This window comes from Rheinheimera riviphila, assembly GCF_004005945.1.
GTDB lineage: Bacteria > Pseudomonadota > Gammaproteobacteria > Enterobacterales > Alteromonadaceae > Pararheinheimera > Pararheinheimera riviphila.
In genome coordinates this window covers 78,202-92,016 of record NZ_SACS01000020.1, presented here as the reverse complement: position 1 = coordinate 92,016, position 13,815 = coordinate 78,202, and the positions used below count along the sequence as shown (strand labels likewise).

The window sequence follows — 13,815 nt, the reverse complement described above, 5'->3', positions numbered from 1 at the left end:
TTCATGGTGTCTCCTTGACTGGTTGGTTTGGCGATTGATCTGATCACCGAACACCATGAATGTTCCTTCCTATCTAAATTTTAATTATCTCTTTGTTTCAAATAGTAATTCCGTGGGGATACCTCAGGGTCAGAGTCAATTGTTAACAACTAGGCTTTACCGGCAAAGGGCCATAACCGGAAGCGGCGTTTGCTGGTTTCGGCTGAATCGGTACTGGTTTCTGCAACTGCTGCATCTTCCGGTTCATGTGCCACCAGTGCCGACACATCCACTTGTACTTCGTCTTTTAACCGCCAGGGGCTTACTTTGCGCACGGGCGTGCTGGCTGCGGCTTCACCGGCTAAACCAAAGGCAAAAGCGGCAATTGGCGGACCGAGGGTTTCAAACAAAGTCACAGCGCCGAGTACCACAGCCGCAATCATCGTAGCCTGCTCCGGCACCAGTTTGCTGCTGGTTTGTACTAAACCAATCGCCAGACCGGCCATTGGAATAAGCAATAAACCAGTCGCCGATGCTTGTCGCCAGGGTTGTAGTCCGAGTCGCAATGACACACTCACCGCAGCCACTTTTACCAGGGAGCGCGTTAGCACCAAGGCGATAATCACCGGGGCATATTCAATCAATTCCGCCAGATGCAAACTGGCACCAGCGAATACAAACAACACGATAAAAAACAGCTCAAAAGCGCTGCCAAATTCCATCGCCGACACCACCACATCTTGCTCGACACTGCGCACTACAATACCGACAATCAACGGCGCAAATAACATCGACAGTTGCAATTGTTGGGCAAGACCGAGGGTCAACATCAGCGCACCGACCACCAGCGCCAGTTTATATTGCTCGGCTTTGGCGGTGCGGCTGATCACAAAATGCAGCCCCAAACCTATCAAGATGCCGAGCACACCAGAGCCCAAAAGCAGATACAAAGGTTGCAAAATCACTTGCTGCCAGCTGGCATTTTCATGCACTAGCATCGCCGGGATCACCAGTGCAAATACCAGAAAAGACAGCAGATTATTCAGCGCGACCAGCGTTTTTGCTGATTCAGTGACCGGGCCTTTGGCACCAACTTCATGGGCAACGTGCAGCAGCACCGCCGGCGACGAAGAAATTAAAATCGCACCAATGACGGCGGCAATCAGCGCTGAAAAACCTAATAAATAACAGAGGGTAAACACCGCGCAAAAGGTTAATACAGATTCAATCACCGCTACCGCGACAATGCGTGGTGAACGGCGGATAAAGCGTAAATCGAGCGAAGAACCCAGTCGGTATAAAATCAGCGCCAGCGCAATGTCGACCAGAATGCGTGCTTCTTTTAAGGTGTCATAGTTCAGCACACCGAAGCCACTTGGCCCAACCAACAAACCCACCAGCATAAAGCCGGTGATACTCGGCAACCAGGACCAGCGATGCGCCAGATAACCACCCAGCGCCCCCACCACTAACAACACGCCAAACGACAATAACGGCGTCATGCTCAAACCATGTTGTGGTAAAAAATCCATCAAGCTTCCCAAAATAACCACAAGATGGCGTCATCTTACGATGTTTTGGTGACAAACCGCAGCCTGAATTGTCCCCAATCGCCGTATTGGAACCGCATGTCCTCGCCAAACGGCAGATCCAACACGCCAGCGTAAGAGCCGGTAATCACCGCTTGACCTGCCAATAACGCAATATTGTTGGCCGACAAAAAATTCACCAGCCAGTACAAACCGGCCCGTGGTTGTTGGTTTGGATGCACCGCATTGAAGTTTTGCACCCGGCCATCGTTAAAAGTCAGCTGCAAAGCAAATTCACTGCCGTCAAAGCCCGGTGTTGGCTGCAGCTCTGGCCCTAAAAACAAGCCCTGATTAAAGAGGCCATCCGCCAGCTGGTCGAAAAAACCGGCGCCACTGTCATGGCTAAAGCGACTTTGGATCAGCTCCAGCGCCAGATGAGTCGCGCCGATGGCTTGGTCAATCTCCGCTTCAGTGTAGGGTGCTGCTCTTGGCGATAAATCTTTGGACAATACAAAAGCCAGTTCAGGTTCGACCCTGGCTAAACCCTGCGATGCAGGAACTATCGAAGGCCATAACGCACACTGTTGAATATCAGCAGTATCGTTGTCAAAGCGCGCCACCGTCGACTGATAAATCGGTGCTACCACGATTTTATCCGGTGTCGGTAATAAACATTTCCAGCCTGCAATCGGCTCAGCCATTGCCACTGCTACCTGTTGTTGCAGGGCAAAAGCATCGGCTTGTGAGCGCGGGCGTAGTGTGTCAGTTAACAAGGGGCCAACTTCACCAAGCTTTCGGCGCTCCGCCAGAATCGCCGCCGCTTGCTGCAGCAAAGAGGTGGATAAAACAGGTGCTGGAAGTTGATCGATGTTCATGAAGTGTTGTCCCTGAAAATACCAGTGGTGATAGCAGCTACTGTAACATGCAGCCAGCAAAAGCCTGTAGGTCAGCAACAGGCGACACTATGCTTTGCACCAGATACGGATGATTTTTGTCTTGCCAGTCAGATGCGACTTTGGCTTACTAAAGGTTCATTTTGGTCGAAGCACAGAGAATCGATGCGCAAACAGCAGCATACCAAACCGATGATCCACCATCCTCGCTCTTTCGCAGCGCTGCTCGTGGTCATCCTATCGATACTAACTTTTGGCTGCACCGCCGAAGCCGATATTCAGGCCGGTAAAGTTGCCGCCGTGCAATGTCAGGCCTGTCATGGTAAAGATGGCATTGGCCTTACGCCACAAACGCCAAATCTGGCAGGGCAAAAGGAGTTGTATCTGAGTACGCAGCTCGTGGCTTATCGCAGTGGCAGCCGCAAAAACAGTATTATGTCGCCGCTGGCCAAGCCGCTGTCGGATGAAGACATCGCGAATCTGGCAGCCTATTTCGCCAGTTTACCAGCCACCGGCAGCCGCTGATTTGGTCGGAAATCAGATTGACAGTGTGCTGCCAACTCAGTACCTTAAGCGCCATTGCGGGTGTCGTATAATGGTAATACCCGAGCTTCCCAAGCTCGTGCCGTGGGTTCGATTCCCATCACCCGCTCCACTTCTTCGTTAAATCTCGCGCGTTATTGAATACACAAGCACCAGTGTCCGGACGAGTTTCGGGCCCGATGGCGGACTACCGCTGACGCGGCGAGTCGCGCCCTACGCTGAACACCTTGCAAATAGTAGGGCGTTACTCACCGCGTCAGCGGAAGTGCGCCGCTATTTGATACCTGTCGATATTTACCCATTTTTCACAGAATATCGACGCAACGCTGACATCGGCCGCAAAGCTGTTGCCTTTGTGCGGTGGCTGTTTTACTGCTGGTATCGAAAATAATGCCAGGTCATTGTTATTGCTGTCGGAAATTGCCTTACGGATCTGATCTTAGGGCACTTCGGCGACAGAGCAGACTCAGGCGTAAAACAACAACACCAATCCCAGGAAATGTCAGCTATGAAGCGTTTGCTTGTTCCCGCTCTGTTATGTTCGCCAGTCGCCATGGCTGCGGCCGATTTAGACATGGCCAATAAAATTCGCCATGAAGGTTTTCACCAGTCGCAAGTGATGCACACTTTGGAGCATCTGACTGACAACATTGGCCCGCGCTTAACCGCTTCTCCGCAAATGGTGAAGGCGAATCACTGGACGCTCAAACAGTTACAAGACTGGGGGCTGAAAAACGGTCAGCTGCATCCGTTTGAATTTGGTCGTGGCTGGAGCAGCGAATCCGCCAGCATCACCTTAGCAGGCCCGCGCCAGCAATCGTTGCATGGTATTCCGGTGGCCTGGACCCCTGGCACCAACGGCGTGGTCAACGGTGAAGTGATGATGTTTGACGTCAACACTGTCGCCGATCTGGCGCAATACGCCGGTAAATTAAAAGGCAAAATTCTGCTGATGGGTGAAGATTTAAAAATCGAACCACCAAAAACAGTGATTTTTGAACGGTTAAGCGCGAAAACCCTTGGCGATTTAAAAGACTATGAACCAGGCGCCCGTGCCAGTTATCAGTCGTTTATGACCAATGCCCTGCGCGACAGCCGGATGCAAAGTTACAAGTTTAATAAGGCGTTAAGTGCGTTTTTAGAAAAAGAACAAGTGGCGGGCGTTATTTACCGCAGCAGCCGTCAGGGCGGTTTGGTGCGGGTGTTTGGTAAGTCGCACAAACAAGGCGAAACCTTCCCGGTGCCGGCCATCATCATCGAGCAAGAAGATTACAGCCTGCTGACCCGGATGCTCGATCGCAAAGAACAGCCAAAACTGGACCTAGATATTAAAGCCCGCTTCCACGATGACGATATGAAGTCGTACAACACCATCGCTGAAATTCCGGGTACCGACAAAAACGCTGAAGTGGTGATGGTCGGTGGTCACCTTGATTCATGGCATGCCAGCGATGGTGCTGTCGATAACGGCGCCGGTGTGGCCGTGGCGATGGAAGCGGTACGGATTTTATCCAAACTGAATGTGAAGCCAAAACGCACCATCCGGATTGCACTGTGGTCCGGTGAAGAGCAGGGTTTATACGGCTCACGCGCTTATGTCGACGAGTTTTTTGCCACTCGCCCAGAGCCAAAAGATCCGGCCGAAAAAGCGCTGCCACGTTATTTGTGGTCCAGCCCGGGCTGGCCAATTCAGCCAAAAGCCGCCTACGACAAATTATCGGTGTATTTTAATATGGACAATGGCAGCGGCCGCTTCCGTGGCATCTATACCGAAGGCAACATTGCCGCCAAACCGATGCTTTCCGACTGGTTTGGCCCGTACGGCGACCTAAGCACCGGCACCATTTCGCCATTATCGACCGGCGGCACTGACCACGAATCCTTTGATGATGTCGGTTTGCCTGGCTTCCAGTTTATTCAGGATCCGCTGGATTACAGCACCCGCCTGCACCACACCCATATCGATTCGATTGATCACGTGATTGAAGACGATTTAAAACAAGCGTCGGTGATTATGGCGGGCTTCCTGTTTGAGGCGGCGATGGCCGATAAAAAGCTGCCACGTAAACCAATGCCAACAGCTCCTTCGGAAGTGCAGCAACAACGTCTTGATCTGGAAACAGAAAAAGAACGCCGCACCCGCGAGCTGGAAGGGAAAAAAGCCTTAGAAACGAAGGTAGTGTACTAAGTATCAAAGTCAGGCGACGTCTTGTTGTCTGGCGTTGCTGAACTGCAATAAGTCCGCTACGGCGGACTTTTTATGTACGGTCTGTCCAGGCTGAAGGAGCCTTTCTTGCGTGGAAAACTGCAGTGACCACGACATTGTGGTTTTGTACAAAATACAAGATCCGATAGGGGAAACGATGAATCGAAATACGCCTCAGGTCTTGGTAAATTTCTCTATAAATGAACGGGTTTCGCTGAATCTTCTGCAAGGCTTCTTCGACACAAAGTAGAAAATCATCACCAAGACCAGGTCGTTTTCCCTGGTAGTATTTAAAAGTTTCTTCAACATCAAATTCAGCTTCTATACCCTTCATCATTGAAGATTCGGGGTTGTTGGCCGCCTTCACTCACCCCAGTCACTTAGAACAGCTAAGCTCCTGAGGATTCATTCAGTTGCCGCCTACCCGAATCTTCAATGATTTTGGGTATATTCGTAGTGTCAGTACGTAGTTCATCGTTTGGAAAGTATCCGGGATTTGACGTTTTCCCAGGATGCCCCCAGGTTTTGATCAATGTCGAATGCTGCCAAGCGCCGGTCAAGCTCCACTTTTTGTGCATCAGTCAGAGCTATTTCACCATCTTCAGCCACGATGCTATCCCAAAGTGCTTCGGCGAGAACTATGCGCTCAGAAACTGTAAGCGATTGAATTTCCATAGAAACATCCTTCAAAAATCAAAGTTCAGTAACCTGATAATAGTAGCACGAAACGACCAATGGCTGTCAGACACTCATGATCTGAGACAGATTCAAAAAAAGGCCAGATCACCGGCCTTCTGTATACACGCAAACCGCTTTAACGGCGAATCACAAAATCTTCAGTACTACGACGCACTTTTGCCAGATCAACCAACCAGTCGCCTTCGCTGGCGCGGTAACCCAAAGGCAGTAACAACACTGAACGCAGGCCAAGTGCCGACAAATTCAGAATAGCATCAACTTTTTCTGGTTCAAACCCTTCCATTGGTGTGCTGTCGACACCTTCGGCGGCGGCAGCAATTAAGGCACTACCCAAGCCAATGTAAGCCTGGCGAGCGGCATGCTGGAAGTTTTCTTCCGGTGTACGCTTCGGGTAAATGCTCAGTAACTGCTGCCGGTACGCTTCCCAACCTTCATTTTTCAGACCACGTTGTTCGTTGACCAAATCAAACATCATATTGATGCGATCAAAGCTGTAATTATCCCAGGCAGCAAATACCAGCAAATGCGAACAATCGGTGACCTGACTTTGACCCCAGGACACTGGACGAATTTGAGCTTTGATTTGTGGATCGGTAATCACCAATACCTGATAAGGCTGCAAGCCACTGGAGCTGGCACTTAACCGAATAGATTCAAGAATGATTGCCAGTTTGTGTTCTGACACCGTTTTGGCTGGATCCATTTTTTTAGCGGCGTACCGCCAGGACAACAAATTTAAAATATCGGACATCACGAACTTCCTTTAAGGATAGAAAGTCGCAGCTTACCACTACTGTACCAATCGGTACAATAACTAAAAATGGCACCAGCATATAAAAAATTCTAATTATTTTGCCGCAGGTAGCGCCGCCAAGGTTTTTTCGATTAGCTGATTCAGCTCATCACCGTTGCCAATCCAGCGTGCTACTAATAACAGATCATTTTTCTGATCCAGATAAATAATATTACGGCCAGCCCCCTGGAAGGTGACTGCTGTTTCCGGCGCAGCAGGTAATGCCTTGCGGCCGGGGTTTAAAAACCAGTTGGCGTAGCCGTAATCGGGGTTGGCCGGGCCACCGCTACGGGCTTTGGCGATAAATTCTTTGCTGATCAGTTGTTTGCCTTGCCAATTGCCATCACGTAAAAACAAATAACCAAAACGGGCTAAATCCCAGGCATTCAGAAACATACCTCCGCCCCAATGACCGCCGCCGGACACCACCTGAATTTTTTGGCCATCGAGCTCCAGCCAACTGTTATCGTAACCAACCCAACGCCAAGTGGAACTTGCGCCTATCGGTTGCATGATCCGCTCAGTCAGCACCTGCGGCAGCGGTTTTCGCCAGACATAAGTGGTGGCCAGCGCCAGCAAATTCACCCGTACATCATTGTATTTGTAGCGCGTACCGGGTTTATACAAAGGCCGATTCGGCCAGTCTTTCGGCTCGCCTTCCGGCCGATCGGCCCAGTCTGGTTTACCCCATAGCGTGCCTTGCCAGTCGCTGGTCTGGCGCAGTAAATGCTCCCAGCGGATTTGCCGGTTATGCTCGCTGGCAAATAATTCGCTGCCGGGCAACGGATGAGCAGACGGAAGGTAAGGCCCGACGAAATCATCGCTGCTTTGGATCAAACCATCATCCAGCGCCAATCCGGTCACCGTGGTTAAAAAGGTTTTACTGATACTGTGCGTCATATCAACACTCTGGGTATCACCCCACTGTGCAAGCAGCTTGCCACGATAAATAATCAAGCCATTGGCCGCTGCGCGCACTGACATTGGCCCGATAATTTGATCATAGGGTTCGCGCGCGCCAAAGGTGGTCGCCTGCACAATGGCTTGATCTTTAGGTGCTTTATTTTCACTGGCGATGGCATAAGCCACCGCAGCCGCCAGTTTGTCAGCGTCAACGCCAAGGCTTTGTGGCGTCGCACTCTGCCACTGCCCGGCGGGTGGAAAATAATCAGCCGCGGTTGCTGAAAAAGATAAAAGTTGCTGGCTCAGAACGAACCACAAAAACAAAGTAATTTTCATCAGGACTCCGGCGCAGCAACCTTGCTACGCACTAATTTTTGTAGGGGTAAGGTTGCCGACTATGACAACTACAACAAATATTACTCCGCCCAGCGCTCTTTAATTTCCAGAATTTGCGGCAGTTGTTGTTCCAGCAAATCCACCAGCCGCGGTTCAAAGTGCAGACCTTTTTGCTGACGGATATAATCAAGGGTGTCGGGCACCGTCCAGGCTTTTTTGTAGGGTCTGGTGCTGGTCAGCGCATCAAATACATCGCAGAGTGCGACAATTCTGGCTTCGACCGGTATCGCTTCGCCCGCCAAGCCATGGGGATAACCAGTGCCGTCCCATTTTTCGTGATGGTACAAGGCCACGGTTTTGGCCATTTTTAACAATACCGATTCACAATCGCCAATAATTTCGGCGCCGATCAGCGGATGTTTTTGCATCTCCTGATATTCTTCGGCAGTCAGTTTGCCGGGTTTTAACAGGATATGGTCGGCGATGCCAATTTTACCGATATCGTGCATTGGCGCGGCGTGCAGTAGATCTTCCGCATGTTGCGCGGTAAAACCGGACGCCAATGCCAGCACCTGCGCGTAATGACTCATCCGCAGAATATGCAGGCCAGTTTCGTTGTCTTTATATTCGGCCGCGCGGCCAAGGCGTTGGATCACCTGCAAGCGGGTTTGTTTCAGCTCTGCGGCCTGCACCAGGGATAAATGGGTTTTCACCCGCGCTTTGACCACCGCCGGGCTGATCGGTTTGGTGATGTAATCGACAGCGCCCACCGCAAAACCGCGGGCTTCGTCAATTTCGTCTTTTAGCGCCGTGACAAAAATCACCGGTATGGCTTTGGTGGTGGCATCGGCTTTTAAGCGGGTGCAGACGTCAAAGCCCGTCAGCCCCGGCATCATCACATCCAACAGCACCAAATCCGGTTGCTCCTGCGCAATCAGTTGCAATGCTTCTTCACCACTTTTGGCAAACAGTAGCCGGTACTGGTCCTGAAGCACGGTGCGCAGCACCCGCAAATTGGTGGGTTCGTCGTCGACCAATAACAACACCGGGTTTTCATTACTCATCAGACGGCTCCGTTACTTAATCGTTGTTGCAACAGCTGCAGCTGCTGTTGGGCAGCCGGAAAATCAAAATCGTTCAGCGCATCCAATATTTGCAGCACTTGCTGCTGATAAGGTCCAGTGTAACTCGCCAACAATGCCATCCGTTCATCGTCGAATTCATTTCTGGCACTGGCTTGCTGTAAAACCTCCAGCACTGCGGACAGTTGTGGCAGCGTCAGTTGCGGCTGGCTAGTTGCATCGGCCGTTGGGTTTTCTTGCTGCAATTGTTGGCAATGCGCGACAAATTTTGGCCAACACTGCTGAATTTTGCCAAGCAAATCCTGACAACGTGCCAATTGTTGTTGCCGCCCCGCCTGCTCCAGTTCAGCACAGACTTTCGATAACTGCTCTAAAGCCAGATTGGCGCTGGCGCCTTTCACCGCATGCGCCTGCTGTTGCACGGTATCAAAATCCGCTTGCGCCAACGCCTGTTGCAGTTGCGGCCAGACATGTTGCTGCTGGTTCAAAAACTGCTGCAAGGCAGTTAAATAAGTCGTCTGATTGCCCCAGAGTTGCAAGGCTTTGGGCAAATTCAGCAGTTGCTCTTCATTACCTGTGGCTGCCGGTGCCGAGGTTAATGGAGCCCGAATTTCCAGCTGCAACACCTTGGCGATTTCAAAGCACAACACGCTAAAATCAATAGGTTTGCTGGCAAAACCCTGCATCCCGGCCTCAGTCGCCGCCAGCTTATCTTCGTCCAGCACACTGGCGGTTAAGGCAATAATCGGCAATTGGGTTTTGTGGTGTTCCAGCTCAAGCTGCCGGATTTGCCGACAGGCCTGCAAACCGTCCAGATTCGGCATCTGAATATCCATCAACACTAAATCAAACTGCTGTTGTGATTGGGGTTGTGATCCGGATTGTGGCTGCGCTATATGTTGCTGTTGCACCCATTTTAACGCTTCCAGACCATCGGTAGCAGACGTCACCTGGTGGCCCGCGCGTTCTAATAACAAGCGCAATAATTCAAGATTTTGTGCAATATCGTCAGCAATCAGTATCTTCAGCGGTGGTAACGCCGGGTAATAACCCTGCAGCGCGGTGGTGGTCGCTTTGCCAGGAGCCAGCGGTAAGTTAAAACTGAAGCAGCTGCCCTCACCTTCGACACTCTGCACTGAAATCTGCCCGCCCATCAGCTCAACCAACTGTTTACTAATGGTGGTGCCTAAACCCGTGCCGCCAAAGCGCCGGCTCATCGAAGCGTCGGCCTGGGTAAAAGCCTCAAAAATTTGCCCAAGGCGATCGGCAGCGATGCCAATGCCGGTGTCTTTGATACTGAAATGCAGCTGCTGTGTTGTCGCGCCTGCTTGCTTTGAAGAGGCTGCCAGCAGTGATACCTGCACCAATACCGAACCACGTTCAGTGAACTTAATCGCGTTGCCAATCAGATTGGTCAGCACCTGGCGTAACCGATCTGAAGCGCCAAAGTAGAATTCACCCAGGGCTGGGTCTAGCTCCAGCCGTAATTCCAACTGCTTTTTGCGCGCCTGGATCCACAAGGTCGACACTACCGCATCCAGCACCGCCGGCAGCGAAAAGTCTTGTTGATCGAGCTCCAGTTTGCCTTTTTCCAGCTTGGCGCTATCGAGAATATCGTTCAGCAAATGCAGCAGCGAATGGGCGGAACTATGAATGGTCGCCAGATGTTTTTTCTGATCAGGTGCCAAATCAGAGGTCAACAACAAGTCGCTAAAACCAATAATGGCGTTCATCGGCGTACGAATTTCGTGGCTCATATTGGCCAAAAAGGCCGAACGTGCTTCCGCCGCCAGCTCAGCTTTATCTTTGGCTTCGACCAAATCAGTTTCCATCTGCTTGCGCTGGCTGATATCCATGATAAAACCATCTAACCACAGAATATCACCAGCGGTGCTGCGAATGGCTTCACCTTGTTCCAATACCCAATGGATCGAGCCATCCCGGTGGTCGATGCGATATTCCAGCTGGAAACTTTGCTGAAACAGCTCCATTTCCTGGACCAGCGCCTTGTCGTCCGGATGAATGACCTCAATCCAGCGCCGTTTTGGCTGGGGCAGCATAAAATCACTGGCCGGATAACCAGAAATGCCTTCGATGGCATCACTCAGAAACACCATATCCCAATACTCGTTGTACAGGCAGCGATAGGCCGCGCCCGGAATATTGCCAATCAGTGAGCGGAATTTGGCTTCGTTGTCTTTTAAGTCCTGCTCCATTTTCCGCCTGATACTGAGATCAGTAATAAAAGCCACAAACAGATGTTCGTTTGGCAATTGCACATGGCCAATAGCAAGGCGCACCGGGATCGCATGGCCATCTTTATGCACAGCGTCCACGTCGCGACCAATACCGATAATTTTGGCGGAGCCGGTTTGCAGGTAGTTATCAAGGTAAGAATCGTGGTGGCGACGGATGGCGTCTGGGGTCAACACATTAACATTTTTGCCAAGCAATTCATCTTGTTGCCAACCGAAAATATGCTCGGCGGCTTTATTCATACTGAGGATCAAACCCTGCGCATTAATAGTGACAATGCCATCGACCGCCGTGTCCATCATCGCTTTCAGCCGGCTTTCATTGGTTCTGGCCCGAGTGCTGGCCACCCGGTATTTCAGCAGCAGATTGACCGCCAGCACCAACCCACAAATCACCAGCGTGGTAAAACTAATCGCCATCGCCAATACCAGCGGTAGTTCCCCGGCCTGATCCGCAGCGACAAAACCCGGCGGCGGCACAAAACGCGCAGCAGCCATGCCGGTGTAATGCATACCGGTAATAGCACCGCCCATCACCAGACTGCTCAGCAGCGTCAGCCAGTGCGGCGCCAGGTTAAAACGTCTTAAACCAAACCGCACCCAGAGCGCCAGAATGGCTAACACCACCGCAACCAGAATGGATAATAAGAACATCGGTAAGTCGTAGCGCAGCGCGGCCGACATTTGCATCGCCGCCATCCCGGTATAATGCATGGTGCCAATGCCAGCACCGACCAACACGCCGCCTAATAATAATTGCGACAGCGCCAGCCGTTTTTTACTGATGAGGTCAAGCGCCACCCAGGAAGCAGCAACGCTCGGGAGCAGTGAGAAAATGGTTAACGCAGGTTGATAACTGACATCGGTACACAGGGCAAAGGCCAGCATGCCGATAAAATGCATCGACCAAACCCCACCGCCAAGCGCAATACTGCCGCTGCCCAGCATCAGCAACCGCACTGACTTGTGCTGCACCCCAACCGCCTGACTGGTGATTTGGATAGCCATCGCCGATGCCAGCACCGCAATAAAAAACGACAACGCTACCAATCCAGCGCTGTACGTGCCCGTTAACAACAGGGGATCTGCCGGATATTCAAACCATTGTAATAACCATGCTATCACTGACTTCCCCTTTTAAATTCTTGCCGATCTAGTCTTGGCGTCGTACCCATTGATGCAGTGCCACAACCAGCGTTAGCAGCACTGAACTGGAATACCTTAATTCAGGCAGATTTTCAAGCCTGAGCCAGGTCCCGCCAAAGCTTCACACAATAACACTTGTCAAATCATTCTCTTGTGTTAAAAAACACCGATGCGATTAGCAAATGCTTTGGCCAATACACGAGCCAGCATCTTACCGGCTCAATAAGGAACTGCGATGCCGCTTCATCATCTCTCAGAGTTTTTGCGTACCGGTGTCCGCGCCATGCCACCGCGCAATACCACAGAAAAACACCGGGCATCAACGCCGTTGGAATTAATGTTTGATTTAGTGGCGGTGATCGCTATCGCCGCTGCGGCCGCTGAACTGCATCATGCGGTCGCCCATGCCCATTATGCCGAAGGGATCAGTAAGTTTGTGCTGGCGTTTTTTGCCATCTGGTGGTCCTGGATGAACTTTAGCTGGTTTGCCTCGGCCTACGACAACGACGACGTACTGTTCCGCTTGCTGACCATGCTGGTGATGGCAGGTTCGCTGACCATGGCGGCTGGGATCAAACCGTTTTTTCAGGGCGGTCAGCTGATGCTGATTGTGATTGGGTTTGTCATTATGCGCATCGGCATGGTGCTATTTTGGCTGCGCGCCGCCCGTCACCACCCTGAATTAAAACGCACCACCCTCACCTACGCCGGTGGCATTTTTCTGGTGCAACTGTATTGGGTTGGCTTACTGCTGCAACAACCGCTGTCGGCTACCTGGCTGCTAACGCTGTTTGCGCTGGGTGCGGTGCTGGAACTAGCGGTACCGGCACTGGCAGAACGTCGGGGTATTACGCCCTGGCATCGCCATCATATGATTGAACGTTATGGTTTACTGAATATTATTGTGCTCGGCGAAACCTTGTTGGCCAGTTCAATCGCCATCAGCAATCTCACCACCGATCAGGCGCCAACATTGGCGCTACTGCAAATTCCGCTGCTGGCGATGGTGCTGCTGTTTTGTCTGTGGTGGTTATATTTTTCGCGCGAAGAGCATTTAAAACAACAAACGCTGGCGATGGCACTGACCTGGGGTTACGGCCATTTGATTATTTATGCCGCCGGTGCCGCGGTGGGTGCCGGTATTGCGGTGAATATCGACCTCGTGCTTGGCAGCGCCAGCCTTACCGCAACCGCCGCCACCTGCGCCGTTACCCTACCGATCAGCGCTTATGTACTCGGGCTCTGGCTGGTCCGCGACCGTTTTATCTTTAGCGGCCGTGGTAAATATCTGCTGGTGCTGTTTGCGCTGCTGATCCCGTTGGCTGGCTTTTTCAGCGGTCTTGCCGCCGCCACGGCTTTGTTGGTGCTGTGTGTTATGCTACGCAGCAGTCATGCTTGTTGCAGCAACGGGCAGCCGAAGTTATGAGGAAGTGATGAGGATTGCACGCAGG

Annotated in this window: 11 protein-coding genes and 1 tRNA gene; 4 read left to right on the top strand and 8 right to left on the bottom strand. The window is 51.6% G+C overall.

From position 1 onward, the window contains the following. Positions 1–149 precede the first annotated feature (149 nt). Both EOE67_RS16405 and EOE67_RS16400 read right to left on the bottom strand, forming a co-directional pair. Positions 150–1,511 (bottom strand): cation:proton antiporter, encoded by a 1,362-nt coding sequence (locus EOE67_RS16405; RefSeq protein ID WP_127700415.1) that lies wholly within the window; start codon positions 1,509–1,511, stop codon positions 150–152. A gap of 35 nt (positions 1,512–1,546) precedes the next feature. Continuing rightward, positions 1,547–2,383 carry a fumarylacetoacetate hydrolase family protein gene (locus EOE67_RS16400; protein ID WP_127700414.1) on the bottom strand — a complete coding sequence of 279 codons (837 nt, stop codon included), beginning with the start codon at positions 2,381–2,383 and terminating at the stop codon, positions 1,547–1,549. A gap of 183 nt (positions 2,384–2,566) precedes the next feature. Here EOE67_RS16400 and EOE67_RS16395 point away from each other — a divergent pair, with 183 nt between their 5' ends. The 3 genes from EOE67_RS16395 to EOE67_RS16385 all read left to right on the top strand — a co-directional run bounded on the left by EOE67_RS16395 (position 2,567) and on the right by EOE67_RS16385 (position 5,132). Then, positions 2,567–2,926, top strand: a complete 360-nt coding sequence (locus EOE67_RS16395; RefSeq protein WP_240652846.1) for a c-type cytochrome — start codon at positions 2,567–2,569, stop codon at positions 2,924–2,926. A 56-nt stretch (positions 2,927–2,982) separates the two neighbouring features. After that, positions 2,983–3,056: transfer RNA gene (locus EOE67_RS16390), tRNA-Gly, on the top strand. Positions 3,057–3,452: 396 nt separating this feature from the next. After that, a complete protein-coding gene (locus EOE67_RS16385; RefSeq protein WP_206099638.1) occupies positions 3,453–5,132 on the top strand; it encodes a M20/M25/M40 family metallo-hydrolase in 1,680 nt (559 codons plus the stop codon). Positions 5,133–5,202: 70 nt separating this feature from the next. Here the strand turns inward: EOE67_RS16385 and EOE67_RS16380 are convergent, their stop codons facing one another. The 6 genes from EOE67_RS16380 to EOE67_RS16355 form a co-directional block, all read right to left on the bottom strand. Further along, positions 5,203–5,517 (bottom strand): type II toxin-antitoxin system RelE/ParE family toxin, encoded by a 315-nt coding sequence (locus tag EOE67_RS16380; RefSeq protein ID WP_206099637.1) that lies wholly within the window; start codon positions 5,515–5,517, stop codon positions 5,203–5,205. Between the two features lie 104 nt (positions 5,518–5,621). Beyond that, positions 5,622–5,825 carry an addiction module protein gene (locus EOE67_RS16375; RefSeq protein ID WP_127700413.1) on the bottom strand — a complete coding sequence of 68 codons (204 nt, stop codon included), beginning with the start codon at positions 5,823–5,825 and terminating at the stop codon, positions 5,622–5,624. Positions 5,826–5,964: 139 nt separating this feature from the next. After that, the gene (locus EOE67_RS16370) at positions 5,965–6,600 is read right to left on the bottom strand and encodes an NAD(P)H-dependent oxidoreductase (RefSeq protein WP_127700412.1); all 636 of its coding nucleotides are present in this window, start codon (positions 6,598–6,600) and stop codon (positions 5,965–5,967) included. 96 nt (positions 6,601–6,696) lie between these two features. Further along, a complete protein-coding gene (locus EOE67_RS16365) occupies positions 6,697–7,881 on the bottom strand; it encodes a serine hydrolase domain-containing protein (RefSeq protein ID WP_127700411.1) in 1,185 nt (394 codons plus the stop codon). Between the two features lie 80 nt (positions 7,882–7,961). Next, positions 7,962–8,945, bottom strand: a complete 984-nt coding sequence (locus EOE67_RS16360; protein ID WP_206099636.1) for a response regulator — start codon at positions 8,943–8,945, stop codon at positions 7,962–7,964. Beyond that, positions 8,945–12,343: an MHYT domain-containing protein gene (locus EOE67_RS16355; RefSeq protein WP_240652845.1), complete on the bottom strand. Its 3,399-nt coding sequence runs from the start codon at positions 12,341–12,343 to the stop codon at positions 8,945–8,947. Before EOE67_RS16355 ends, EOE67_RS16360 begins: the two co-directional genes overlap by 1 nt. Positions 12,344–12,599: 256 nt before the next feature. On the opposite strand from EOE67_RS16355, the gene EOE67_RS16350 reads away from it, so the two are divergent. Further along, positions 12,600–13,790, top strand: coding sequence for a low temperature requirement protein A (locus tag EOE67_RS16350; protein WP_206099635.1), 1,191 nt, complete (start codon positions 12,600–12,602; stop codon positions 13,788–13,790). Positions 13,791–13,815: the final 25 nt, after the last annotated feature.